Origin of the sequence: Aquimarina sp. BL5 (assembly GCF_003443675.1) — a bacterium.
Taxonomy (GTDB): domain Bacteria; phylum Bacteroidota; class Bacteroidia; order Flavobacteriales; family Flavobacteriaceae; genus Aquimarina.
Window position 1 is genome coordinate 4,017,460 of record NZ_CP031963.1, and the last position, 26,049, is coordinate 4,043,508.

Annotated in this window: 25 protein-coding genes; 15 read left to right on the forward strand and 10 right to left on the reverse strand. The window is 33.4% G+C overall.

From position 1 onward, the window contains the following. Nucleotides 1–27 precede the first annotated feature (27 nt). On the reverse strand, nt 28–957 hold the full coding sequence (locus D1818_RS16785; RefSeq protein WP_118463849.1) for a DUF58 domain-containing protein: 930 nt from the start codon (nt 955–957) through the stop codon (nt 28–30). 127 nt (nt 958–1,084) lie between these two features. Beyond that, nucleotides 1,085–1,402, reverse strand: coding sequence for a thioredoxin (gene trxA, locus D1818_RS16790; protein WP_027394894.1), 318 nt, complete (start codon nt 1,400–1,402; stop codon nt 1,085–1,087). A 263-nt stretch (nt 1,403–1,665) separates the two neighbouring features. Between trxA and D1818_RS16795 the strand changes: the two genes are divergently transcribed. After that, nucleotides 1,666–2,025, forward strand: coding sequence for a hypothetical protein (locus D1818_RS16795; protein WP_118460129.1), 360 nt, complete (start codon nt 1,666–1,668; stop codon nt 2,023–2,025). Between the two features lie 116 nt (nt 2,026–2,141). On the opposite strand, the gene D1818_RS16800 is transcribed toward D1818_RS16795, so the two are convergent. Both D1818_RS16800 and dnaE read right to left on the reverse strand, forming a co-directional pair. Further along, nucleotides 2,142–3,518, reverse strand: coding sequence for a hypothetical protein (locus D1818_RS16800; RefSeq protein WP_233558546.1), 1,377 nt, complete (start codon nt 3,516–3,518; stop codon nt 2,142–2,144). A 424-nt stretch (nt 3,519–3,942) separates the two neighbouring features. Further along, nucleotides 3,943–8,328, reverse strand: coding sequence for a DNA polymerase III subunit alpha (gene dnaE / locus D1818_RS16805; RefSeq protein WP_118460130.1), 4,386 nt, complete (start codon nt 8,326–8,328; stop codon nt 3,943–3,945). A 204-nt stretch (nt 8,329–8,532) separates the two neighbouring features. Here dnaE and D1818_RS16810 point away from each other — a divergent pair, with 204 nt between their 5' ends. Beyond that, on the forward strand, nt 8,533–9,486 hold the full coding sequence (locus tag D1818_RS16810; protein ID WP_118460131.1) for a bifunctional helix-turn-helix transcriptional regulator/GNAT family N-acetyltransferase: 954 nt from the start codon (nt 8,533–8,535) through the stop codon (nt 9,484–9,486). A gap of 265 nt (nt 9,487–9,751) precedes the next feature. Here D1818_RS16810 and D1818_RS16815 read toward each other — a convergent pair whose 3' ends face one another. After that, complete coding sequence (locus tag D1818_RS16815; RefSeq protein ID WP_118460132.1) at nt 9,752–10,639, reverse strand: DUF6252 family protein; 888 nt, start codon at nt 10,637–10,639, stop codon at nt 9,752–9,754. A gap of 362 nt (nt 10,640–11,001) precedes the next feature. Here D1818_RS16815 and D1818_RS16820 point away from each other — a divergent pair, with 362 nt between their 5' ends. Genes D1818_RS16820 through D1818_RS16830 form a run of 3 tightly spaced genes read left to right on the forward strand, consistent with a single transcriptional unit; the run spans nt 11,002 to nt 12,791 of the window. Then, a complete protein-coding gene (locus D1818_RS16820; protein WP_118460133.1) occupies nt 11,002–11,535 on the forward strand; it encodes a 30S ribosomal protein S16 in 534 nt (177 codons plus the stop codon). A 14-nt stretch (nt 11,536–11,549) separates the two neighbouring features. Beyond that, the gene (gene rimM, locus D1818_RS16825) at nt 11,550–12,074 is read left to right on the forward strand and encodes a ribosome maturation factor RimM (protein WP_118460134.1); all 525 of its coding nucleotides are present in this window, start codon (nt 11,550–11,552) and stop codon (nt 12,072–12,074) included. Nucleotides 12,075–12,077: 3 nt separating this feature from the next. Then, nucleotides 12,078–12,791, forward strand: coding sequence for a tRNA1(Val) (adenine(37)-N6)-methyltransferase (locus D1818_RS16830; protein WP_118460135.1), 714 nt, complete (start codon nt 12,078–12,080; stop codon nt 12,789–12,791). Between the two features lie 118 nt (nt 12,792–12,909). Here D1818_RS16830 and D1818_RS16835 read toward each other — a convergent pair whose 3' ends face one another. Further along, entirely contained in the window at nt 12,910–13,221 is a 312-nt protein-coding gene (locus D1818_RS16835; RefSeq protein WP_118460136.1) for a hypothetical protein, read from the reverse strand. A gap of 391 nt (nt 13,222–13,612) precedes the next feature. Here D1818_RS16835 and D1818_RS16840 point away from each other — a divergent pair, with 391 nt between their 5' ends. Beyond that, nucleotides 13,613–14,791: an acyl-CoA dehydrogenase family protein gene (locus tag D1818_RS16840; RefSeq protein WP_118460137.1), complete on the forward strand. Its 1,179-nt coding sequence runs from the start codon at nt 13,613–13,615 to the stop codon at nt 14,789–14,791. Between the two features lie 82 nt (nt 14,792–14,873). Next, nucleotides 14,874–15,437, forward strand: a complete 564-nt coding sequence (locus tag D1818_RS16845) for a hypothetical protein (protein WP_118460138.1) — start codon at nt 14,874–14,876, stop codon at nt 15,435–15,437. Nucleotides 15,438–15,469: 32 nt separating this feature from the next. Here the strand turns inward: D1818_RS16845 and D1818_RS16850 are convergent, their stop codons facing one another. Beyond that, nucleotides 15,470–16,870, reverse strand: coding sequence for an aminotransferase class V-fold PLP-dependent enzyme (locus D1818_RS16850; RefSeq protein ID WP_118460139.1), 1,401 nt, complete (start codon nt 16,868–16,870; stop codon nt 15,470–15,472). Between the two features lie 16 nt (nt 16,871–16,886). Then, nucleotides 16,887–17,522 (reverse strand): LysE family translocator, encoded by a 636-nt coding sequence (locus tag D1818_RS16855; protein WP_118460140.1) that lies wholly within the window; start codon nt 17,520–17,522, stop codon nt 16,887–16,889. Nucleotides 17,523–17,676: 154 nt separating this feature from the next. Here D1818_RS16855 and D1818_RS16860 point away from each other — a divergent pair, with 154 nt between their 5' ends. The 5 genes from D1818_RS16860 (at nt 17,677) to D1818_RS16880 (ending at nt 21,465) form a co-directional block, all read left to right on the forward strand. Next, a complete protein-coding gene (locus D1818_RS16860) occupies nt 17,677–18,123 on the forward strand; it encodes an Lrp/AsnC family transcriptional regulator (RefSeq protein WP_118460141.1) in 447 nt (148 codons plus the stop codon). Between the two features lie 38 nt (nt 18,124–18,161). Continuing rightward, nucleotides 18,162–18,839 carry a glycerophosphodiester phosphodiesterase family protein gene (locus D1818_RS16865; protein WP_233558545.1) on the forward strand — a complete coding sequence of 226 codons (678 nt, stop codon included), beginning with the start codon at nt 18,162–18,164 and terminating at the stop codon, nt 18,837–18,839. Beyond that, nucleotides 18,839–20,050, forward strand: a complete 1,212-nt coding sequence (locus D1818_RS16870; protein WP_118460143.1) for an NAD(P)/FAD-dependent oxidoreductase — start codon at nt 18,839–18,841, stop codon at nt 20,048–20,050. Before D1818_RS16865 ends, D1818_RS16870 begins: the two co-directional genes overlap by 1 nt. Then, a complete protein-coding gene (locus D1818_RS16875; RefSeq protein ID WP_118460144.1) occupies nt 20,051–20,608 on the forward strand; it encodes a DUF1697 domain-containing protein in 558 nt (185 codons plus the stop codon). A 74-nt stretch (nt 20,609–20,682) separates the two neighbouring features. Next, nucleotides 20,683–21,465, forward strand: coding sequence for a hypothetical protein (locus D1818_RS16880; RefSeq protein ID WP_118460145.1), 783 nt, complete (start codon nt 20,683–20,685; stop codon nt 21,463–21,465). Nucleotides 21,466–21,571: 106 nt separating this feature from the next. Here the strand turns inward: D1818_RS16880 and D1818_RS16885 are convergent, their stop codons facing one another. Together D1818_RS16885 and D1818_RS16890 are read right to left on the reverse strand one after the other, a co-directional pair. Then, nucleotides 21,572–22,129, reverse strand: coding sequence for a TetR/AcrR family transcriptional regulator (locus D1818_RS16885; protein ID WP_118460146.1), 558 nt, complete (start codon nt 22,127–22,129; stop codon nt 21,572–21,574). A gap of 26 nt (nt 22,130–22,155) precedes the next feature. Beyond that, on the reverse strand, nt 22,156–22,629 hold the full coding sequence (locus D1818_RS16890; RefSeq protein ID WP_118460147.1) for a TspO/MBR family protein: 474 nt from the start codon (nt 22,627–22,629) through the stop codon (nt 22,156–22,158). A gap of 98 nt (nt 22,630–22,727) precedes the next feature. Between D1818_RS16890 and D1818_RS16895 the strand changes: the two genes are divergently transcribed. From D1818_RS16895 to D1818_RS16905, 3 genes are read left to right on the forward strand one after another with little or no spacing between them, the layout of a single operon-like run. After that, nucleotides 22,728–23,813, forward strand: coding sequence for a diphosphomevalonate/mevalonate 3,5-bisphosphate decarboxylase family protein (locus tag D1818_RS16895; RefSeq protein WP_118460148.1), 1,086 nt, complete (start codon nt 22,728–22,730; stop codon nt 23,811–23,813). Nucleotides 23,814–23,860: 47 nt separating this feature from the next. Next, entirely contained in the window at nt 23,861–24,796 is a 936-nt protein-coding gene (locus D1818_RS16900; RefSeq protein ID WP_118460149.1) for a mevalonate kinase, read from the forward strand. A gap of 15 nt (nt 24,797–24,811) precedes the next feature. Beyond that, nucleotides 24,812–25,717 carry a geranylgeranylglycerol-phosphate geranylgeranyltransferase gene (locus D1818_RS16905; protein ID WP_118460150.1) on the forward strand — a complete coding sequence of 302 codons (906 nt, stop codon included), beginning with the start codon at nt 24,812–24,814 and terminating at the stop codon, nt 25,715–25,717. The last annotated feature ends 332 nt before the right edge of the window (nt 25,718–26,049 follow it).

The window sequence follows — 26,049 nt, forward strand, 5'->3', positions numbered from 1 at the left end:
ATTTTTTTTGAGTTATTTTTTTCGATTTTATACAAATTTCTGCCTCTCAACCAAATACGTGGTTAAGATTTTATCAAAATCTTTTGTAACATCGGCTTCTACATATTTTATTTTATACTGAGAACATTTTAATTTAAGATCATAAAAATAAGATGAAACAGCTTTCTGATAGTTTTCTTTGATATTATCAGCGTATAAGTTTACATGTTCACCAGTTTCTACATCGATAAATCGAGTAGGGCGATTACTAAAGTCAAAATTTAACTCTTTGGTACTATCAAAAGTATGGAACAATACTACTTCATGTTTATTGTATTTGAGATGCCTTAACGCTTCAAATAGTTTTTCAGGACTTGATGTAGCTTGTAGCATGTCTGTAAACAGGAATATTAATGATCTACGATGAATTTTTTCTGCTATCTGATGCAAAAATTTATAGGTATCCGTATTTTTTGTATCAGGTGTAGAGGTTACAATTTGACTTAACTTGCTTAAAAGCATTTGATGGTGTCTTTCACTACCTTTTTCCTGAGTATAATAATCGTAGGTATCACTATAGATACTCAGACCGATTGCATCTCTCTGCTTTTTTAGGATATTCATTAAGCAAGCTGTGGCCAGTGCAGAAAAACTAATTTTATTTAGTGACCCTAAATGATGTTCCTTCACTTCGGGATAATGCATAGAAGAAGAATTATCAATAATAATGTGACATCTCAGATTGGTCTCTTCTTCATATCTCTTAGTAAATAGTTTATCTGTCTTAGCATAGAGTTTCCAGTCAATATGTTTTGTGCTCTCACCATTGTTGTATACTTTATGTTCTGCAAATTCTGCAGAAAAACCATGGAAAGGACTTTTATGCATCCCGGAAATAAATCCCTCCACTACTTGCTTAGCTAAAAGCTCCAGATTTGTGAAACCTCCGGTTTTATTTATTTCATTTTGGATATTCATCATCCTTCTTGATTATTAAAGGGCTATGGAATTAATATTATGCAAACAATATACGTATAACTAATCTATTTTATATAAAAAAAGGGTTGACAATCCGTCAACCCTTTTTTGTTTGTTATACCAATTCTTAGATCAATGAATCAAGAGCTTCTGCATATACATTTTTAGGAGAAACACCAACTTGACGACCAACTACCTCACCGTTTTGGAAAACTAGAACAGTTGGAATATTTCTTACACCGTATTTAGCAGCAAATTCTTGGTTAGCATCTACATCAACTTTACCTACAACGGCTTTTCCGTCATATTCTTCACTGATTTGTTCAATGATTGGACCTACCATTCTACAAGGACCACACCATGCTGCCCAAAAATCAACTAATACAGGTTTATCGCTTTTAAGTACCACTTCATCAAAAGTAGCATCTGTTATTTCTAATGCCATAGTTATTTATTATTTAAATTCTTATTCATTTTTAATTTCACAAAATTAGTCAATAATTCTCCCAAAGCTTACAGTCATAATATTTGTTTTGACTATGGGGTTATTGGATTTCCTGATACCAAATATAATATTAAATTATTCCGGCTAACAATAATTCTTTAACGGATTAATAATTTCATTTGTGGTTTAGGATAGAATTGATATACGATTAATTCAATTTATTTTTTAAAATTAACATTATATTTACATCTGTAATTAACAGAATGAAAGAAATAGAACTGTCATATTGTAATCTTGTTTTTAAAGAGTCCTATGCTATTTTAGTAATGAAAGTAGATTCTGCTATTACTATGGAAACGTCAAAAGAAATCACGGATCATCTTGAAGCGTATTATAAAGGGAAGAAGTTCGTGTTTATTACGCATAGGAAATATCCTCACGATATAGATCTAAATGTTTACAACGGACGAATACTAAAAAATATGATTGGTTTTGCTATTGTTTCTGAAAATCCTGAAGAAATAAAAAGAGCTATGCAGGAGCAACCATTGTGGAATGAAGCCTTTACTTTTTTTAAAGAACTCGATGAGGCTGAGGATTGGGCACTGAGTTTTTTTGATTGAGTTATTCTGAATTTACACTTTTAACTATATAAAAAAAAGCTTCAACAAATAATAGTCGAAGCTTTTTGATATTGAAATTAAAGACAAACAAAATAGTTTATTCTTCAATCTTCTTTTTAGTTATTTAATGGTATTCCAATTTGACTACCTATAACACTTGCGTCTGGTTGTGTAATTACAGGGCAGTTTATAATCGCGCCTGTAGCTGTTAGTAAATCCGACAAAGAATTTGCTAATGGACTAGGGTTAGCATTTCCTCTGAAAGGGATTAAAATACCTTCTTCTAGAAGTTGATTTACTTGATCAAAACTTCTTAAGATTGGACGATCAGATTCTGGAACTGTAAACTCAGTTACGTGTGCATCCCACATTGGCGCATATCTTTCATCTCTAGGATCAATAGGGAAGGTGTTCGTTGGGTCCTGTACTTGTTGATCACTTAAAGAAGCGGTATTTAAACCTTGTACTCCAAAACCATCTGTATCCGTTGTTCTACCATTTGCTGTAGGACTAAAAGGTAGCATAGAACCTCCAGGGAATAATCCAAATGTCGGTAAGTTAGCAAGCCTTGGTGCAAACACTCCTAGCTCTATAGTAGCAGGTCCTGGATCGGACGTATCTGTAACTATATGAAAGTAATAAGGTTTACCATCTTGCCACCCATCTAAGAGTTGCATTACTACAGAGGCTTGATTAATAGCTAAGTTAGGATTGTTTAAATCATCTTGATCTTCGATGCTGTTTCCATTCGGATTTGGAATTCTATCGTGAATACCGGTACTGTTCGCCACTAATTGAGCATTTACAACTACTCCACTTGGTAATACTACATATGATGACCATTTAGAGTCTGCTATTGCTCCGGGATTAGCTTCTGCTGGAGGGAAACCAAATAACAAACCATCTGGAGCTCCCGCTACTAAAGATCTTTTAGGAGAAAAATCTACGGATCCTTCAAAAACTAATCTACCATTTCGATTAAAATATGCTTTTTGTTCTCCTCCTGATCCTACTGATGCAGCCATTCTAGGAGAAAAAATAACTCCTAATTTTTTAGCCATAAATCTGTCTGATGCTTCTGTTATTACATAGTATCCTTTTCTAAGATTTCCATCAGGTAAGGTTTCCCATCCCTGAAACATTGGAAATCTAGCAGTAGGTCCAGCTGGAACGACAGACCTATCTATCCTAAAATCAATACCTAGAACACTCGGTAAAAAAACATTTTGTGCTTCTGTAAATCTAAGCGCAGGATTAAATACATTATATGGGATCCCTCCATCTTTACGAATGCTGCTTAACAAGATTTTAGCTTCTTTTAAAGCTTTTAACGATTGAAAGAATCCTTTGGATTGAGCTTCTCTTTCTAAGGCATCTTCTGCCGTTTCACTGGTTGCTAATGGATCTTCTGTAATTACAGTGTCATCCGCACTACAGGCTATAAATAATGAGATAGTGAAAATACCTAAAAGTATAGTTTTAAAATTTTTCATTTTTTGTGTTTTTAATAGTTATATTCTGAAAAAGTAAATAGGAAAACAATCGGCCAATCGTTTAAATAAGGGTCTTAAGATCTTACATAGTTTGAGACGATATCGATATTTTGTACTTACAAAGAGGAATCTAAAAATAAAGAGGATATTGTTTTCTTTATTTTTAGATTTGATTTTAAATAACTGATTTTTAGAATATTACAATTTTTTATAAGAAAAAAAATAATTTTGAAAGATTATGTTTTTAACAAATAATTATTATATTTTCTCACTTTTTAAGAGCGTGTGAAAATTTCACATATGTTAGATAACTAACATATGAAGTAAATACTTTTGTCTTTTTTATAGGTGTAAATTGTAGAGTCTGTATCTACATAGAAAATCTAGTAATAATCTATTTTGTTCTAGAAATTAATTTAAAATTTTAATTCAATTTGTAATACACAGAATCATTTTCAAGGGCGGTCAATAATTCTGGAGAAATATTAACTTTCTGTTTTCTACTAGGCATATGTAATTTTAATTTTTCAGCCATTTCAAATATTACAAAGTTTAAGGTGTGATTCCCTGAATGCTCTGTTAATAATTCTTTAAGTCCGTCAATTCTCTTATCAGAAAGGTCATTAATATCTAACTGAATAGTTAACTTTCTGGCGTAGGTCTCCATCACATCGTGTAGTAATTGAAAGCTATTGAACTGTATTCTTGGGTCACCTTTTTTTCCGGTATCTCTATTTACCCACCCTTCTTTTATAAAGGCTTTGGCGTATACAAATGTACTTTGTACCAAGAAAGGTCTATGTTTCAAATAGTCTTCTCCAAAAATTCTAAATTCGTGTGCAGTATTATAGTCTTCTATACTAAAAATAGCCCATCCTTTTCCATTTTTAGAGGTGCGATGTTCTACACCAGTGATTACACCTCCAAATGAGATTTCTCTATTTAAGTTGTTTTCTAAGTCTGCAAAATTAAGAAGTGATCCGTTGCAGAAATATTTCATTTCATATTTAAAATCATCTAATGGATGGCCTGAAAGATAAATACCAACTACTTCTTTTTCTCGGGCTAGTTTTTCCATAGTTCCCCATTCCTCGCAGGGAGGGACTACAGGCTCAGGAATCTGGACATCACTGGCCTCCCCGAACAAACTTACTTGAGAGGAATTTTCATTTTCCTGATACTTTGATCCATATTTCATCGCTTTCTCAAGAAATGTAACCCCATCTCCATCTTGATGAAAGTATTGACCTCTATGTGTTTCGGAAAAAGAATCAAAACCACCGGCTAGTGCTAAACTTTCAAATGCTTTTTTATTGGCGGCTCGTAAATCAATACGTTTTGCCATATCAAAAATAGATTTATAGTGTCCATCTTCCTTTCTGTTTTCTACGATGGTTGCAACAGCTCCGGTACCAACACCTTTGATAGCTCCCATCCCAAATCGAACCGCACCATTCTTGTTTACAGAGAATTTTCTATAGGATTCGTTAACATCAGGGCCTAATACATCTAATTTCATACGTTTACATTCTTCCATAAAGAAAGTAACCTGTTTGATATCATTCATATTATTAGAAAGCACCGCAGCCATGTATTCCGCAGGATAATGTGCTTTTAGGTATGCGGTCTGATAGGCTATCCAAGCATAACAAGTAGAGTGAGATTTGTTGAAGGCATAAGCTGCAAAAGCTTCCCAGTCTTTCCATATTTTTTCCAGACTTTCTTCTGCATGCCCTTTGGCCGAAGCTTGTGAAATAAATTTTGGCTTCATTTTGTCCAAAACGGCTTTTTGCTTTTTACCCATCGCTTTACGAAGTACATCCGCTTCACCTTTAGTAAAATCTGCAAGTTTCTGTGATAATAGCATTACTTGCTCCTGGTATACCGTGATTCCATAAGTCTCTTTTAGATATTCTTCACAAGCTTCAAGATCATAAATAATTTCTTCGGTTCCGTGTTTTCTGTTAATAAAACTTGGAATATATTCTAAAGGACCAGGACGATACAAAGCATTCATCGCGATAAGATCTGCAAAAACAGTAGGTTTTAATTCCTTCATATATTTTTGCATCCCAGGAGATTCATATTGGAAAACTCCTACCGTTTCTCCTCTCTGGAACAATGCATAGGTTTCTTCGTCATCTAGTGGAAAATTCTCTGGATCAAGATCTACATCATGTTTAGCTTTTACAATTTTTACGGTGTCTTTGATTAAAGTTAATGTCTTTAATCCCAGGAAATCCATTTTTAGTAGTCCTGCATCTTCCACAACAGAGTTGTCAAACTGTGTACAGTACATATCCGAGTCCTTGGCTAAAGCAACCGGGACGAATTTGGTAATATCATCTGGCGTAATAATTACACCACAAGCGTGAATTCCTGTATTTCTAACAGAGCCTTCTAATATTCTTGCCTGATTTAGTGTTTCTGCTTCCAGATCACTTCCTTCGGCAATATTGAGTAGCTCGTTTACTTTTTCTAATTCATCGCTTCTAAATTTCTTCTTTAAAGTAGCTTCATCTACACCAAATATCTTTCCTAATTTAGACATATTAGGAATTAACTTGGCTATTCTATCCGCATCACCAAGTGGTAGATCTAAAACTCGCGCAGTATCTCGTATAGAAGATTTTGCTGCCATAGTACCATATGTAATGATCTGTGCTACCTGATTTGATCCATATTTTTCAATTACGTAATCCATTACACGTCCACGTCCCTCATCATCAAAATCAATATCAATATCGGGCATACTCACACGATCTGGATTTAAGAATCTCTCAAAAAGTAAATCATACTTTATAGGGTCAAGATTGGTAATCCATAAGCAATAGGCAACTGCCGACCCTGCTGCGGATCCACGTCCAGGACCTACTGAAACTCCCATATCTCTTGCTGCTCGTATAAAATCTTCTACAATCAAGAAATATCCTGGATATCCCGTTTTTTCGATTACTTTTAATTCAAAATCAAGTCGTTCATCAATAGAAGGAGTAATTTCTCCGTATCGTATTTTGGCGCCTTCATAAGTAATATGTCTTAGGTAAGCATTTTCTCCTCTTTTACCACCATCAACTTTGTCTTCCTCGGATTGAAACTCTTCGGGAATATCAAAGGCTGGTAATAATACATCTCTGGCTAGTACAAAAGGTTCTATTTTATCAACAACCTCCTGAATATTAATAATCGCTTCTGGAAGATCTTTGAATAGATTTTTCATCTCCTCAGACGACTTAAAATAGTATTCTTGATTAGGTAAACCGTATCGATACCCTCTTCCGCGTCCTATTGGTGTAGCTTGTTTTTCTCCATCTTTTACACATAAAAGAATATCATGGGCGTTGGCATCTTCTTTTTCACAATAATACGTGTTATTAGAAGCGATGGTTTTAATATTATGTTTTTTAGAGAAATTAATTAAGACCTGATTTACACGATTTTCATCTTCTTGGTTGTGACGCATAATTTCTATATACAGGTCATCACCAAATTCCTGATGCCACCAGAGCAATGCTTCTTCAGCTTGTTTTTCTCCTATATTTAATACTTTGCTTGGAACTTCACCATAAAGATTTCCAGTAAGCACTATAATGTCTTCCTTATATTGTTTAATCACCTCTTTATCAATTCTAGGCAGGTAATAGAACCCATCAACAAAACCGATAGAAGACATTTTTGCTAGATTATGATATCCATTTTTGTTTTTAGCGAGCAGTACGATTTGATAACCGTTGTCTTTTCTGGATTTGTCTTTATGATTTTCACAAACAAAAAATTCACAACCAACAATTGGTTTTATTTCTACTCCTGTAGGTTCCTCTCCATTTTCTAGAGCTTCTTCATTAGCTGCTTTTACACTTTTGTTATGATTAGTAACTGCCGATACGAAATGAAAAGCCCCCATCATATTTGCATGATCCGTCATAGCAACAGCTGTCATTTTGTGTTTAGCTGTTTCTTTTACCAAATCAGGAATACTCGTAGTGGATTGCAAAACCGAAAATTGAGTATGATTGTGAAGATGTGCAAAGTTAACTGAATCAAGGGCGGCAATATTTTTTTTGATCTCTTGCTGAGAAATATTAGAGCTGCCTTGTTGATCCAAAGCCTCTTGGATTTTTTGTGAGGCCTTTTTAAGATTTATATGCTTTAGACCTATTAATTGTATAGGTGCTGGATTTTTTTCTTTAAAATCTTGGAAATAATCTGGTTGAACATCTAGTTCTTCCTGTGTGAAAATTTGTTTACGGATCAATTCCAAAAAACATCGGGTAGTAGCTTCTACATCCGCAGTGGCATTATGTGCTTCGCCAAATGCTGTTCCAAAAAGATATTCGTGCAGTTCGGTTAATGTAGGGAGTTTAAATTTTCCTCCACGACCACCGGGAATCTGACATAAACTAGCCGTAGTTTCTGTACAGGTATCTAGAACAGGCAGTTCCTGCAGCTGATTATCAATACCAAGCCTGTAAAACTCAGAGCTCATAATGTTAATATCAAACCCTACGTTCTGACCTACAACGAATTTGGTTTTGGAAAGCGCAATATTGAATTTCTCTAAAACTTCTGTTAATGTAATACCATCCTGATCTGCTAATGCGGTAGAAATTCCGTGAATTTTTTCTGCATCATAAGGAATGTTAAACCCTTCGGGTTTTACCAAATAATCCTCGTGCTCTACACAGTTCCCCATTTCATCGTGTAACTGCCAAGCGATTTGGATACATCTTGGCCAGTTGTCTGTGTCGCTTATTGGAGCATCCCAACGTTTAGGTAAACCTGTTGTTTCGGTGTCAAAAATTAAGTACATAAAAAGATCAGTTTCGAGAAAGTTCAATCTTCCAGTGGAAGTGATCTCCAAAAATAACTAAAATGATAAGTTGATTGATTAAAAGTTATTCAGAATTATTAACCATTGAGAATACGCTGCATTTTTAATTTAAGGATTTTGTTTTTTGAAATAAATAAATAAAATAATATATTTACGTAATCAGTTACGTAAATAGATTTAGATATGACTTTTTTTGATACTATAGGTACAATGGCAATTGGCAGCAGGTTAAGGATGTTAAGTGAACGAATAACAGAAGATGCGAGACAAGTATATGAATTGTATGGAGTTGGTTTAAAACCAAAATGGTTTCCTGTGTTTTATGTTTTGTCACAAAATAATGAAAAATCAATTACAGCGATTGCTAAAGAAATAGGGCATTCTCATCCTTCTGTTAGCAAAATAGTTAGAGAAATGTCTCAGGATGGAATTATTTCTGAACAGAAAGATAAAAATGATGGTAGAAAAAATAATATAAAGCTTACTTCTAAAGGAAAGAGTCTGGCGTTAAAAATGGAGAATCAATGCTTTGATGTAAAGAGTGCTGTAGATGATATTTTAGTGCAAACAAAACATAATATGTGGAATGCCATCGGAGAGTTTGAATTTTTATTAGATGAAAAGTCTTTACTAAAAAGAGTTATTGAGCAGAAGAAAAAACGAGAATCTTATAACGTTGAAATCATACCTTATGAAGAAAAATATCGACAAACATTTAGACAGCTAAATGAAGAATGGATAAATCATTATTTCAAGATGGAGGAGACTGACCGAAAAGCACTAGAACATCCTAAAGAGTATATATTGGATAAAGGAGGTTATATTTTAATTGCTTTGTATAAAAATAAGGCTGTTGGAGTGTGTGCATTGATAAAAATGCAAGAGTCCAAATATGATTTTGAATTAGCAAAGATGGCTGTCTCTTCTGAAGCTAAAGGAAAAGGGATAGGCTGGATTTTAGGGAAAGCAATTATTGAAAAATCAAGGTTCTTAAATGCAAAGAAAATTTATCTGGAGAGTAATACTGTATTAGCTCCTGCGATCAATCTGTATCAAAAATTAGGATTCAAAAGGGTTGTTGGTCATCCTACTCCATATGAACGCTGTAATATTCAGATGGAACTTAAGCTTGATTAAAATGGTAAAAAGTGAAAAGGAGTTATGTTCGGCGTTGGTTGTAGATTATACTTAATAAGTCTTTATTTGATTTGTTTATGAGTTTATAGGTATAACTACTACCTCGCCGAATCATAATTACTGCTATATTAGGTTATAAAGTACTTGAAAAGAATCTTATGCTATTCTGATGAACTCTGTAAATATCGACAAATCCTTTAAAAAATAAAAAGCGTTCAACAATATTATTGGTGAACGCTTTTCGAATTATAGTTGAGTTGTGATTTTAATATCCGTATTCAAATAATCCTTCGGTGACAACTATTCCGCTTGTTGTGGTAAATTCAAAGCTACCACTAATACATTTGGTTTCAGTATCGTGAAAAGTTATTGTAAGTCTTCCTGATACTGCAGATGCCTTGTCATTATATAAACTATAAGTAGCACTATAATCTCCAGACCCCGTTAGGGAATGTGTTCCAACAGTAACATTTATAGGGAAAACAATCTCTATTTCTTCATCATCGTTACTTGCTTTGATAAAAATAGAAGGGTTGTTTACTCCAAATGGAATTGCGTCGTGATCATCTGTAATCATTGGGTTGCCATTAATCATAGCAGTTAGAGATGCATTAAGAAGACATGGGTTTATTTCAGGATCTTCTTCTTCCTCTTCAACGTTTATAATAATTTCAGGATCTTCTTCTTCCTCTTCTGGTTGAGGAACAAAATTTTCTATAGGTAATCTATAAAACCATCCGTTCTTGAAGCTCATAGATCTTCCATTACTACCTTTTAAGTCTTCAAAATAGAAATTACCGGAAACACTATTATTATAAATTTCTGTAATAACTATCTGTCCGTTACTTACTCCGTCTTCTGAGATAAATTTTACATCATCCTCTTCGAAACTAACTTTGTTAATAGCTTGTTGTTCTAGTCTATAAGTTCCAATGTCAGTAGAAGAAGTGGAAAAATTTATTGATTCTGTGCCAGTGTTTCCGACGATGACTAATGTACCATCATCGTGAATAATAGCTTTTCTGATATCAGGTCTGAATAATTTTCCGTCGATTGTAGCCTGTAATCCTGGTGTGTTAAATTCCACATCGTCTGTACAAGAATTAAAAATTAGGCAGACTACTGCCAATAGTGGGGTAATTTTTTTAATCATACGTTTGGGGCTTTAAAAATCTAATTACGGAAAAAACTATAATTAGATGTTCTGGTACAAACATATAATGAAAATCTTAAGAAAACAATTTTTTTCCGATAAAAAACACAATTTTCAACGATTAAGGATAAAAAACACCGATGAAATACACAAAAAACTTGTTTTTGTTTATTTAAAGTAAGTTTTTACACTTATTTATAAATATGCAAATTCTACATATTAGAACCTTGTTTTAGAATTTGAAACTTAAAAGATTTTGTAATAGATCATAAAGGCAAATCATTTTAGCGCTAATTTGTTAAAAATGATTACATTTGCGCACTTAATTATAATCGGGGTCGAGTACCCAAAAATTAATTCATATGTCTGTTAAAATAAGATTACAGAGACACGGTAAAAAAGGAAAACCTTTTTACTGGATCGTAGCAGCGGATGCTAGAGCAAAAAGAGATGGTAAGTTTTTAGAAAAAATCGGTACGTACAATCCAAACACTAACCCAGCGACTATAGACTTAAATGTTGATGGTGCCGTAAAATGGTTACAAAATGGAGCGCAGCCTACTGATACAGCTAGAGCTATCCTTTCTTATAAAGGAGCGATGCTAAAAAATCACCTTACTGGAGGTGTAAGAAAAGGTGCTTTGACTGAAGAACAAGCTGAAGAAAAATTCAATGCTTGGGTTCAGGAAAAAGAAGGATCTGTTGGTGCTAAGAAAGATTCTTTAGCTAAAGCAGAAGCTGATGCTAAAGCAAAAGCACTTGCTGCAGAAAAAGAAGTGAATGCTAAGCGTGAAGCTGATGCTGCGGAAGCAGAAGCAGCTGCTAAAGCAGAAGAAGCTGCCGCTAATGCTACAGAAGCAGAAGCAACTGAAGAAGCTAGCAACGAGGAAGAATAGTTGCATTACTGACGATGAAGAAAGAAGATTGCTTCTATCTAGGCAAAATCGTAAGCAAATTTAGTTTTAAGGGCGAAGTGTTGATAAAACTTGACACTGACGAACCTGAAAGTTATGTGAAAATGGAATCAGTTTTTATTAATTATAATAAAAATTTGGTTCCATTTTTTATTGAAAAAAGTTCACTTCATAAAAGTGATTTGCTTCGCGTGAAATTTGAAGACGTAGATTCAGAAGAAGATGCGGATGATCTGATGAAAGCAGAAATATATCTGCCCATCGATCTTTTACCTAAACTTGAAGGAAATAAATTCTATTTTCATGAAGTGATAGGTTTTAAAATTATAGACAATAGTTTTGGAGAGGTAGGTGTCATTAAACATATTAATGATAGTACAGCACAGGCGCTTTTTGAGATTGATCGTAATGGTATTGAGATTTTAATACCGATGAATGATGAATTTATAGATAAGGTGGATAGAGATACTAAGACCGTTTTTGTAAATACTCCAGAAGGATTGATAGATCTTTACCTTTAGAACATGTCTAAACCATTCCAGTTTAAGCAATTTACAATACACCAGGACCGTTGTGCTATGAAGATAGGCACAGATGGGGTCTTGCTAGGTTCTTGGGTTCCGTTATCCAATGAGATAAATTCAATTCTGGATATAGGTACGGGAACAGGAGTTATAGCATTGATGATGGCTCAGCGATCTTATGTAGATACTATAGATGCTATAGAAATTGATGATGATGCGTATGAGCAAGCGGTAGAAAATTTTGAAGCCTCGGATTGGGGAGATCGATTGTTTTGCTACCACGCTTCTTTTCAGGAATTTTTCCAGGAGATAGATGACGAATATGACTTACTAATTAGTAATCCTCCGTTTTATACAGATGATTACAAAACAGCTGATGCAAGTCGTGATGCAGCTAGGTTTGAAGATTCGCTACCTTTTGAACACCTTTTTGTAGGAGCCTCTCATTTACTATCAGAAAATGGAAGATTTGCGGTTATACTCCCTTATAAAGAAGAAAATAATGCTATAGATATCGCAAAAAGAGTAGGATTATATCCTCAAAAAATTACCAGAGTTAAGGGAAATCCTTCTTCAGAAATTAAAAGAAGTATGTTATTATTCGGATTTGATCAATCCGATTTTGAATCAGAAGAATTGATTATAGAAAAAACTAGGCTTCAATATACGAAAGAGTATATCGAATTGACAAAGGAGTTTTACCTTAAGATGTAAGGTGAGTATATAAAAAAAGGAGCATTATACTATAACGCTCCTTTTCTCCAAATTCAATCACTCTACGAAGTTTAATTTATATTTCTATAAATTAACACTCTTAAGATTTTTACAGTAATTAGTCTTTAGCAACCCAATTACCTTCAGCGTCACAATGCACTTCTACTGTTTCTCCATCTTCTTTAGTAAGTTCTAATTTAAACTCAGAAGCATCTTCCTTAGCAGCAGCTTTACTAATAGTTGCTCCAGCAAAATCTTTTGCTACAGCGTCAAGCACTGGTTGTGGTAAGTTTTCAACAGCTAACTCAATATATTTTTCCTGAGCAGTAACTTCTACTGTTTCATCAGAAGACAATTCTTGTGCATTGATACTTTGTGTTCCTAATAAAAGTCCAAAAGCTACTACTGGTAATACAAATAAATTTTTCATTTTGTTCTTAGGTTTTAATTATTCTTTATTTCGTTGTTTAACTAAAAGGAATAATTGTGCCAGATGGTTTTTAATGAAGAAAAAAGGATTAAATAGCTTTAAATCAGGTTTTTAAACAAAGTATTAATAATGTTAAGAGTATCTAAAATGTGTAGAAATCAATTTCCAAATGCGGAATTTGTCCACAAGTTTCTATAAATTTAAGTCTAAGTATATTTCTGTTATGAGTGGCATTACCATCAAATATTCCAAGTATTAGAGATCCTCAGTGTTTTATATAATATTTTAAGAAGTCAAAAAAAATTGGTTGCTCTTTTTTCATTAATTACATTTGTTACCGGTTTAATCACCATGATTTTGAAAATAGTATAAAACATAAATAGAAAATATAATGAAGCCTGATCTTTTTGAAGCACCAGATTATTATAATTTAGATGAACTCTTAACAGATGAGCATAAGTTAGTTCGCGATGCTGCTCGCAGTTGGGTAAAACGAGATGTGTCTCCTATTATTGAAGAATATGCCCAACGCGCAGAGTTTCCAAATCAAATTATTAAAGGATTAGCAGAGATAGGAGCTTTTGGTCCTTATATTCCAGAAAAGTACGGTGGAGCTGGATTAGATCAGATTAGCTATGGATTGATCATGCAGGAAATAGAAAGGGGGGATTCTGGAGTTCGTTCTACGGCTTCGGTACAATCTTCGTTGGTTATGTATCCAATCTGGAAATACGGTACAGAAGAACAACGAAATAAATACCTTCCTAAGCTAGCATCAGGAGAGTTTATGGGATGTTTTGGGTTAACTGAACCTGATCACGGATCAAACCCTGGTGGGATGACTACCAATTTTAAAGATAAAGGAGATCACTATTTGCTTAACGGCGCTAAGTTATGGATATCCAATGCCCCTTTTGCTGATATAGCAGTGGTTTGGGCAAAAAATGAAGAAGGAAGAATTCATGGACTTGTTGTAGAACGAGGTATGGAAGGATTCTCCACACCGGAGACTCATAATAAATGGTCACTCCGTGCTTCGGCAACAGGAGAGCTTATTTTTGATAATGTAAAAGTACCTAAAGAAAATCTTTTGCCAGGGAAAAGTGGATTGGGAGCTCCTTTAGGTTGTTTGGATTCTGCTCGTTTTGGAATCGCCTGGGGTGCAATTGGAGCAGCAATGGATTGTTATGATACAGCTTTGCGCTATTCTAAAGAACGAATTCAGTTTGATAAACCCATTGGAGGAACACAACTTCAGCAAAAGAAGCTAGCAGAAATGATTACCGAGATTACCAAAGCACAATTACTTGCTTGGCGATTAGGAGTTTTGAGAGAAGAAGGAAAGGCTACTACAGCACAAATCTCTATGGCAAAACGTAATAATGTAGATATGGCGATAAAAATTGCTAGAGAAGCTAGACAAATTCTAGGAGGAATGGGAATTACTGGAGAGTATAGTATTATGAGGCATATGATGAATCTAGAAAGTGTGATTACTTATGAAGGAACCCATGATATTCATTTATTGATTACAGGAATGGATATTACAGGAATTGCCGCTTTTAAATAAGACTGTATTTTTAAAATAATAACGTCTTAGTTTTTCTAAGACGTTTTTTTATGGATATTTGCGGCTTCAAAAAATCAAATCAATGAAAAAAGTAATTTTTATTTTAGTGTGTAGTCTGTTTGTGTATTCATCTTTTGCTCAGGATATGGCAAAGGTAGAACCAGTACAATTTCGAATAAATTTTTTAGCTCCAGGAGCAGAAGTTGAATTTGGGGTTACTAAAAGCTCTACTATATTATTAAATGCAGGTTTTTTATGGGGTATTGGATCTAGTGAGGATTTTAATGGAAACGTAGAGACTAATTTTGCGATTCTTCCGATAATTGATGGACAATATAGATACTATTACAATCTGAAGCAAAGACAAGAAAAAGGTAAAAATATTTCCAAAAACAGTGGTAATTTTATAGCTCTAAAAGGAACTTATTATTTTACAGAGAGTTTTCTTGAGAATCTGGAAGGTAATGAGGAAGACCTTTTTACAGACGAAAGTGATCTGTCTGTGATTGGATTAGCATATGGAATACAGCGAACATATTTCGATTGGCTTCATTTAGGTTTTGAAGGAGGTATAGGGTATGGACAAACTCGTACAGATAATGTCGTGTTACCCATATTGTCATTTACGATCGGATACGCTTTTTAGTTCTGAAAATGATTGGTTTACTAATAGATTTTTTAAACCGCAGGTCTGTTCTCGGATAGGTTTTTGGCTTTAGCAAATACTTCGATGGTTTGTTCGATGTCTTTCTCACTTGTCATCCAAGAGCAGATACTAATACGGATTACTACTTTTCCTTGCCAAGTAGATCCTCCGCACCAACATTGACCAGATGTTTGTATAAAGTTTAAAACCAAATTTGTTTGTTGATCATTTTTACAAGCTACTAATACCTGATTGAAAACAACATCATTAAGTATTTTAAAACCGATGGTTTGTAATCCTTTTTCGAGTTGTTTTGCTCTTATATGGAATGTAGTAACCATTGTATCAATTCCTGTTTTTCCAAGATACTTAATTGTTGCCCATAGTTCAATACCTCTGGAGCGTTTTGATAATTCTGGAGTGTACAATAGTGGATCTCGTTGTTCACTATAGATAATATATTCTCCTGTAGCTTGCAGAGCGGATAAAAGCGCTTCAGAATCTTTGCATAATATTACCCCAGAATCATAAGGTGTATTTAATGTTTTATGACCATCAACCGCCCAAGATGAAGCCTTTTCAATTCCATTTGTGAGATAAGAAAGTGATTTTGAAGCAGCGGCCCAAAGTCCAAAGGCACCATCAATATGTACCCAGGAACCGGCTTTATTAGCAATGTCGCATATGATATTGAAATCATCAAAAGATCCTGTGTTAGCATTTCCAGCTTGTAAAATTATAAGAGAATGATCATCTAATTCAGGTAATGCTTCTGTATTAAATCTTCCTTGGTTGTCAGATGGAATCCACGTGATGTTTTCGTGACCAAAACCTAGCATCGCTAATGTCTTCTTAATACTTGCGTGGATCTGTTCGTGTGCAATAATTTTAATTTTTGGAGAACCATTTAATCCTTTTAAATTGATATCCCATCCTAAATTCTTGAGCAACCTAAATCTAGCAGCGGCAAGCCCAGATAGATTTGCCATAGATGTTCCACTAACAAAGCCTGCGACCGTTTCTTTTGGTAATTTAAAAATGGTTTTAAGCCATTGTTCACAGATTTGTTCTAATTTTGCATTAATAGGAGAAGTAAGATATAATCCTCCGCATTGATCCCAAACATCAGACAACCATTTTACACCTAATGATACTGGGACTGCACCTCCATTTACAAAACCAAAATATCTGCCTCCGGTTTGGGCAATAGTTCCAGAAGAACCAAAATTATGTAATTGGTTAATAATTTCTGTGGCTGAGCAGGATTTTTCTTTAAGTGGTTCGTCAAATAAGTCTAATTTTTTTATGTTTTCTTCTGATGGAAAAACATCCATATCCTCAATCCTATCAATATAATTAAATGCAAAATTACGGGCTTGGTCAAAAAGTTTCTTTTCTGATAGTTCTAGACGCATTTGCTCAAGTATATTCATAACTTTGCGTTTTTATTTACTGCTTTGTAAAAGCTAATTTGATTCCTAAAATGATAAATACACTACCCGTGAATTTATCTAACCATAGTTTTATTTTGTAATTACGTCTTATACTGTTAGATAATTTTGCTGCAAAAAAGGAAAGAAATAAACACCAAAGGGTTCCGGTAGTTACGAATGTTAAACCTAATATAAGGAAAGGAGTATAATTTTCTGCAAAGTCGGGATTTATAAATTGAGGTAAAAAAGCAAGAAAAAATAATGCTACTTTTGGATTCAATACATTAGTTAATATTCCCGATAAATAAACTTTTCTATAATTTATTCTATACGTTTTACGCTCTTCTATTTCGAGATTATTTTGGCTTTTAGATCGCAAAAGTTGGATACCTAAATATAATAAATATATAGCCCCAGCATATTTTATAATATTAAATGCTATTGCGGATTTTGCCAATAAAATAGATAACCCCAAGGCGGCAAATAAACAATGGATTAAGGCACCGGTTGATATACCTAATGCGGATAAAACCCCTGATTTTTTTCCTTGAGAAATACTTCTTCCTAAGATATACATTGTGTCTGCCCCTGGAGTCAGGTTTAGCAGAATTCCTGCAAGCACAAAAGCTTCAAAATTTATGATTCCAAACATTTTTTCTTTTTTAATAAAAATAATTCAATGAGATATTATTATAATTTGAAATGTAAATTTAACTTTATGCCCTTAAGAAAAGAAGGATGATTCAATCAATTTATATTGTTGTTTCCTTTGAATCGAGCTTTTTTTGGTGTTAAAACAATGAATTGTGATAAAAGATGAATTAGATAGTAAAATACTTCTGTTTTTGAAAAATAATTCGAGAGCTTCATATGCTCAGATCGGACGGCAGATTGGATTATCTGCCTCTGCTGTCGGTGAACGAATACAGCGATTAGAAAATACAGGAGTTATTAAAGAGTATGCTACACTAATAGATACCAAAAAAATAGGCTTTTCTGTATCTGCATATATTCTGATGAGTTTAGAGAGCAAAAATTTTCACAATTTTATAAGTATTATTGATCGCTTTGAGGAGGTGGAACATTGTAGCAGGGTTACTGGAGAAAATTGCTTGATTATGAAGATTATAGTAAGAGATAGTGAACATTTGCAGGAGGTGATTGATAAATTAGCAGAACACGGTAATCCATCAACACAAGTAATTCTTTCGGATATCATAACTAATGGTAAGAAAATAATTAATGGTCAGTAAATGTTTACTGAAAATATGATTTAATCAATAGTATATTAATGAAAATATTTGGACATCGTGGAGCAGCTGGATTGGTTGCCGAAAACACATTAGAATCTATAGCAGAAGCTTTGAAGTATAATGTAGACGGAATAGAAATAGACGTTCATAAATGTAAATCGGGAGAACTAATAGTTATCCATGATGAAACATTACAAAGAACAACCAATGGTAAAGGAAAGATTTCAGAATTCACTTTACAGGAGCTCAAAAGATATAAAACTGGAGAAGGATATAGCATTCCCACTCTTGATGAAGTATTAGATGTAGTGAATGCTAAATGTACTCTTAATATAGAATTAAAAGGAATAGGTACGGCTATTCCTGTTATAGAGCTTTTAGAAAAAAGAATCAAAGATTCTAAATGGGATTATGATCATTTCATCTTATCTAGTTTTGATCATTCTCAGTTATTTCAAATAAAACTTAAAACTTCGGCATTTAAATTAGGGGTACTAACAGAAAAAAACATCCCATCCATACTAAATGTAGCCGAAACCTTAGAAGCATTTTCTGTACATCCACCGATATATTCTTTACAAAAAGAAGAAGTCACTTTGGCAAAAAACAAAGGGTATAAAGTATATACTTGGACTGTAAATGATACCGCTAAGATAGCATCATCAAAAACCTGGAAGATTGATGGTATCATAACAGATTTCCCTAATTTTGCTTAATGCAGTATGATCTCTTAATAATTGGTGGTGGAGCAGCTGGATTTTTTACTGCGATTAATGTGGCAGAAAAAGATCCAAGTCTGAAAATAGCTATTCTCGAAAGAGGAAAAGAAGTGCTATCCAAAGTCCGGATTTCTGGAGGAGGCCGATGCAATGTAACACATGCAGAGTTTATTCCTGATGATTTAAGTAAGAATTACCCAAGAGGAGAGAAAGAACTAAAAGGACCTTTTCATACTTTTATGACAGGGGATACTATGGAATGGTTCGATCATCGTGGTGTGGAATTGAAAATAGAGGATGATGGTAGAATCTTTCCGGTTTCTGATTCATCACAGACGATTATAGATTGTTTTTTATCAGAAACCAAACGATTAGGCATCCAGGTTCTGACGAATCATTCAGTGAAAGATTTTTATCAAGAAAAAGGAATCTGGAAAGTAATTACAAGTCAAGGTAATTTTGAAACTGTAAAGCTGATGATCGCTACAGGAAGTAATCCTAAAATATGGACAAAACTTAATTCCTTGGATCATCAAACTATCGATGCCGTTCCGTCGTTGTTTACTTTTAATATAAAAGATAATAGAATTAAAGGTTTGCCAGGAATAGCAACGGATGCTTCCGTTCAAGTAAAGAATTCTAAATTAGCCAGTGATGGTCCGTTGCTTATTACTCATTGGGGAATGAGTGGTCCAGCGATTCTTAAACTATCAGCTTGGGGAGCAATAGAATTGAATTCCTATCAATATAATTTTGAAATCATTGTTAATTGGATACAGGATTATTCTCCAGAAGAAGTATTAAATGAACTTAAAATTCTGAAAAATAAAAATCCAAAACAGCAAGTGTCTAAATACGCCCAGTTTGAGCTGCCTAAAAGACTTTGGCAAAGTTTAGTGACAGCTTCTGGTATTGAGAGTACAACTCGATGGGCGGATACCAATAAATCTCAACTGAGCAAACTTTCAGAAGAACTAACCAAAGGTGTTTTTAAGGTAAATGGGAAAAGTACGTTTAAGGAAGAATTCGTTACGGCAGGAGGAATTGATCTAAAAGAGATTAATTTTAAAACTTTTGAAAGTAAGAAACATAAGAATTTATATTTTGCTGGAGAGGTCTTAAATATAGACGCTATAACGGGAGGGTTTAATTTCCAGAATGCCTGGACAGGTGGTTATATTGCAGCTCAGGCTATTACATCAAAATAAATGAATACATATATTGCTTTACTTCGTGGGATCAATGTTGGTGGTCATAAAAAGATGAAAATGGCCGATCTTAAAGAGATGCTGGAAAGCTTAGGATTTAGTGCTGTAGTAACATACATCCAAAGTGGAAATATTGTTTTTAGGGATGCTTCAGAAGATATAGAAGTTTTAGAGGTCAAAATTCAAACTGCAATCAAGAAACGTTTTGGTTTTGATGTACCAGTATTAATAATTACTCACGATACGCTAAATGAAATTCTTCAGAAAAACCCTTATGTGAAAAGACTGGAAAGTGGCCAGATTGATGATAAAAAAATGTACTTCATGCTTTTATGTAATCAGCCCAATTCTCTTGCGACAGCAGAACTTTCTAAGGTATCTTTTGACCCTGAAGAATTCATAATTACTAAAAATGTAATTTACTTATTTGCTGCTAATGGGTATGGGAAAACAAAACTTCATAACAACTTTTTTGAAAAAAAATTAAATTGTCAAACAACCACTAGAAATCTCAGGACATTGAGTAAGTTATTGGAATTAAGTTTTTTAAAAAAATAAGTTGTCTTAATACTTTTCGGAAATCTGTGTAAAATTTTGTACCTTAAAAAGGTTTAACCATTACCTTATTAACTATGAAAAAAATTACATTAGCACTTATTATTATTTTTATTTGCAATAGCACTTTTGTAGCTAAAGCCAGCGTAGAAGAGCCTATAAAAAAGCTATTGATGGATTATATTAATAAGATTAACGATCTGGAAAGAGGGGCTAAAAAAAACGATGTTTTGTATTTATTTGATGAAAAATATAGCGGTAATACTGTTTATGTTAATTTATCCGGTGCTTTAGTTAGAAAAAATTATGATAAGAAAAATATTTCTTCTCAATTAGATGATATTATCAATGATGATAATTATAGCTTTAGACTCACCTTAGATAAAATCGTTTTCCAGAATCAGAAAGAAAATGCAGGAATCATATCGGCTGTGGTTAGTTTTGAGTCATTTATTAATAAAAAACTTGCCGAAAAAGGAACTATGTTGATGGATATGGTAGGGATTCAGATTAATGAAAGATGGCGGATTGTGCAAAACAATATGGTAAGAGTTTCTGAGGCTAAAGATATAGGAGAGTGTGTTTGCTATATGTATGGAAATGGAGATACTAAGTTCGTTACTGAGGTGTATTTTCCGGCGGGATTAGAGTATGATCAAAAATTAGAGTCTTTTCAGATTACGAGAAAAGATGGAGTTAGGCTTATAAAATCTCATAGTGAGGAGTTTTCTTGGAAAGGAAATGGTGGTATATATTACAAAGGAAAATCTATTGGTAAGACAAAAGATTCTAAACTTGCTATACAAGCAGCCGTTAAGGATTTGTATAAAGATTCGTGCATTAATGTGGTGTTCAACTAAGCTACTATCCAGATTATAAAAATTCTTAAAACCAAAAATCAAGATATCCTGCTAAATAATTATTTAGTAGGATATCTTTTATTAAATTTTAAAGATCAGTGAATATTCAATCTCTTAAGAATCCCTTCCAGGAGATTTCAATAGCTTGATTGATGTGTTTATCAAGCAGTTTTACTTTTTCATTTTCGTGAATTTTCACAATAGATACCACATTTCCAAAAAATAATTCTTCCATGACCATAGAATTGTATGATTTGAATACTTTTTGACGAATACCTGTTTTGAAATAATTCTCGATTTCACCATAATATTGTCTTGCTTGATCTTTTAAGGATTGAGGAATCTCTGGTGATCTTGCTATTTGTTCAGAAAATACAAAAGCAAGAGGGTTATTCACGAAATAGTGGAACAGATTAAGCCACATGATTGAAAATTGCTTCTTAATATCATCCTCTGGGATGTTACGCATAACCACAGTTCCAAAATCTTGAGTAAGCATTAAATAAAGTTCCGTTATAATTTCTTCTTTATTCTTAAAATGATGATATACGGTCCCATTAGCAACGCCGGATTCTTTAATAATTTGTGAAAGAGAAGTTGCCTGTATTCCTTGTTTTGTAATTAATTCTAAAGTTGTCTGTAAGACGATTGACTTTTTGTTCATAAAAATTTTATTCCTTCATTCTTGGTTTAGTTAAGTTGCCATATACTAAAATTTAATGCAGTCGCAAAAGCAACCCAAATCAAGTAAGGGATAAGTAGGTAAGCGGCAGTAGAGTTTACAACTTTGAACCACTTGATTGTAAACAATAATAGGATAAACAGGGCAATTATATCCACAAGTGCAATCAATGGATTACGCATTCCAAAGAAAAAAATGGACCACGCAGCATTGAGTAAAAGTTGAAACCCAAAATGATATAACGCAGTTTTTACCCATTTATGATAAAAACCTTTACTCCAAACAATTCCTGCTGCAATTCCCATCAAAATATAAAGGATTGTCCATACAGGAGCAAAAAGCCAATTAGGAGGGGTAAAAGTTGGCTTTTCTAAAGCTACATACCAAGTGCTAATGGATGTTTGGGTAGCAATACTACTCAAAAAACCTATTAGCACGCATAATAAAACGGCAATACCGATACGCAGTAACTTTTTTTTCATTAGGGTTAGTTAGTTAAATACTAAAATAGCAATTTATTTTTACTAGCTTACTTTTAAAACCACTTAACAACTTATCTTTGCCAAAATAATTTTGCATTATGGGCGATTATAGCCAATTTATTTCTAAAATATCTTCAGTAAAACTAGATAAAGGATCTATTTCCTGTTCATCACCTAGTAATATTGCTTTAGTTAAGTATTGGGGAAAACGACCAGTACAATTACCAGAGAATCCTTCGATAAGTTTTACCCTAGATGTTTGTAAAACGGAGACAACATTACAGTATGAAAAGTTAGAGAAAGCTTCTGAAAATTTTCAGTTTGAATTGTTTTTTGAAGGTAAACCGAAACCAGATTTCAAGCCGAAAATCCAAAGTTTTTTTAAAAGAATTTTGGACTATGTTCCATTTCTGAAGGATTATAAGTTTATAATAGAGACAAGTAATACATTTCCACATAGTAGTGGTATCGCATCTTCTGCAAGTGGTATGAGCGCTTTAGCATATTGTTTAATGCAATTAGATAAACAAATAAATCCGGAAATGACTGATGAGGAATATATACAAAAAACCTCTTTTTTATCTAGATTAGGATCGGGAAGTGCCAGTAGAAGTATAGAAGGTCCTATAACAGTATGGGGTAAGCATAAAGAAGTTTCAGAAAGTAGCGATGCTTACGCAATTAAATTTCCATATGATATTCATCCAAACTTTGCGAATTATCAAGATACCATTCTTCTTGTGGATAAAGGAGAGAAACAAGTAAGTAGTTCTGTTGGTCATGATTTAATGCACGGACATCCATTTTCATCAGAGCGATTTATACAGGCAAATAAAAATATCATAAGACTAAAAGATATTTTGATGTCAGGAGATTTAGACGCGTTTGTTGAAGTGGTTGAAAGTGAGGCATTAACACTACATGCAATGATGATGACTTCGCTACCTTATTTCATATTAATGAAACCGAATACATTGTCCGTAATCAATAAGATTTGGGAATATAGAAAACAAACAGGGTCTAAGATTTGTTTTACTCTAGACGCGGGAGCGAATGTACACGTATTGTATCCAGATTCTGAGAAAAACAAAGTGATGGATTTCATTAAGAGTGAGTTAGTTGTATATTGTCAGAAAGGACAGTATATTTGCGACAAAATAGGATTAGGTGCTAAATTGTTGTAACTTTATCCTAATTAGTTAGACAAATTGGATATAAGGAAAGCAAACTGATGAAGGGACCACTATTTTACTCGAAAATACTTTTATTTGGCGAATACGGAATAATCAAAGATTCTAAAGGACTTTCTATTCCCTATAATTTCTTCAAAGGAGCTTTAAAGCTTACTGATAATCCAGACGAACAAGCTATTAAGTCCAACGAAAGTTTACGTAATTTTACAAGCTACTTAGAGAAAATTCAGGATGAAGGTGTTGTGAAATTCGATTTACAAAGATTGAAAGAAGATGTTGGATCAGGAATGTATTTCGATAGTAGTATTCCTCAAGGATATGGAGTAGGTAGTAGTGGAGCGTTGGTGGCCGCAATTTATGATAAATATGCGGATGATAAAATTACGGTTTTAGAAAATCTTACTCGTGATAAATTACTGAAACTTAAAGAGATTTTTGGGTTAATGGAGTCATTTTTCCATGGTAGTAGCTCAGGTTTAGATCCTTTAAATAGTTATTTAAGCCTTCCAATCCTTATCAATTCTAAAGATAATATAGAACCAGCAGGAATTCCTTCACAAAGTCTTGATAATAAAAAAGGAGCTGTATTTTTATTGGATAGCGGAATCGTTGGAGAAACTGCTCCTATGGTCAGTATCTTTATGGAAAACATGAAACAAGAAGGTTTTCGTACAATGCTTAAAAATCAGTTTGTAAAACATACGGATGCGTGTGTTGATGATTTTCTTCAAGGAGATATAAAATCGTTATTCTCGAACATCAAACAATTATCTAATGTCGTTTTAGATAATTTTAAGCCTATGATTCCTAAACAATTCCATGCATTGTGGAAAAATGGAATAGAAACTAATGACTACTATCTTAAACTATGTGGTTCTGGTGGCGGAGGTTATATTCTAGGATTTACTCAAGACTTAGATAAAGCTCAATCTGCTCTTAAAGATTATAAATTAGAAGTGGTTTACAACTTTTAACAGGTACATATCAGGATGCTTTCCAGAAAAAATAAACTCATTCTTCTAAAGTTATTGAGTTTGTTTTCTATTGTTAGAGGGTATAACATTCTTATTATTGTCTTGGCACAATACCTTACTTCTGTATTTATTCTGGCTCCTCATATACCCTTGAGAAATGTTCTTTTTGATACTAATTTGTTTGTTATTGTTTTAGCATCTGCCGGAGTAATTGCTGCTGGGTACATTATTAATAACTTTTACGACCGAGAAAAAGATCTCATAAATAGACCTCAGAAAACTATGCTGGATCGTTTGGTAAGTCAACGCACCAAATTAACCGGGTATTTTGTGCTTAACTTTCTTTCTGTAATACTTGCTAGTTATGTTTCATTTAGGGCAGTTATGTTTTTCTCCTTATATGTTTTCGGGATATGGTTCTATTCCCATAAACTAAAAAAAATGCCTTTTCTAGGGAATTTTGTTGCTTCAACATTATCTATAACACCTTTTTTTGCAGTATTTATCTATTATAAGAATTTTGATGAAGTTGTTTTTGTCCACGCTACCTTTTTATTCTTAATGTTGGTGATGAGAGAAATGGTTAAAGATCTTGGAAACCTTAGAGGAGATGTAGCACAGAACTATAAAACTATTCCTATTATATACGGAGAAACGACTTCTAAAAGATTAATTAGTTTACTTGTATTTGCTTCTTGCATTCCTATTTATCTGCTATTAACAAGGTATGAAATAGGTTTTATGCACCTTTATTTCTATATATGCTTAGGACTATTGTTTTTATTTCTGATTGCTTTATGGAAGTCATTCGAAAGAACGCACTATGTTTGGTTACATAATATTCTGAAACTGATTATTGTATCAGGTGTGTTTAGTATCATATTAATTGATGTTAATATGATTTTAGATAGGATATTTTGATGAAATTCATAGAGATCTATCATATATCGTACGAATTCAGGATAAACTTTGCGCAATAATGATGTGGGCGTGACCACAAGGGTCAGGCTTTCTGTTACAATTCCTCGTACTTCGCCAGAAAAAGGCTCAGGCTGCGGGATTTTCACTACAATCCTTCACGCAAAAAGAGACATTTGTAGTAGGTTTCTTATGCATAAAACGGATTAAAATATCGTTCTGTAAATCACTGAAATGTTTCTTATTCGTTTCATTATATGTGCTATTGTACTTATTTTAAATAAGGGTATTTTCCCCTATATAGGATATTTTATTTTTAAGGTAGTTTTAGGGAA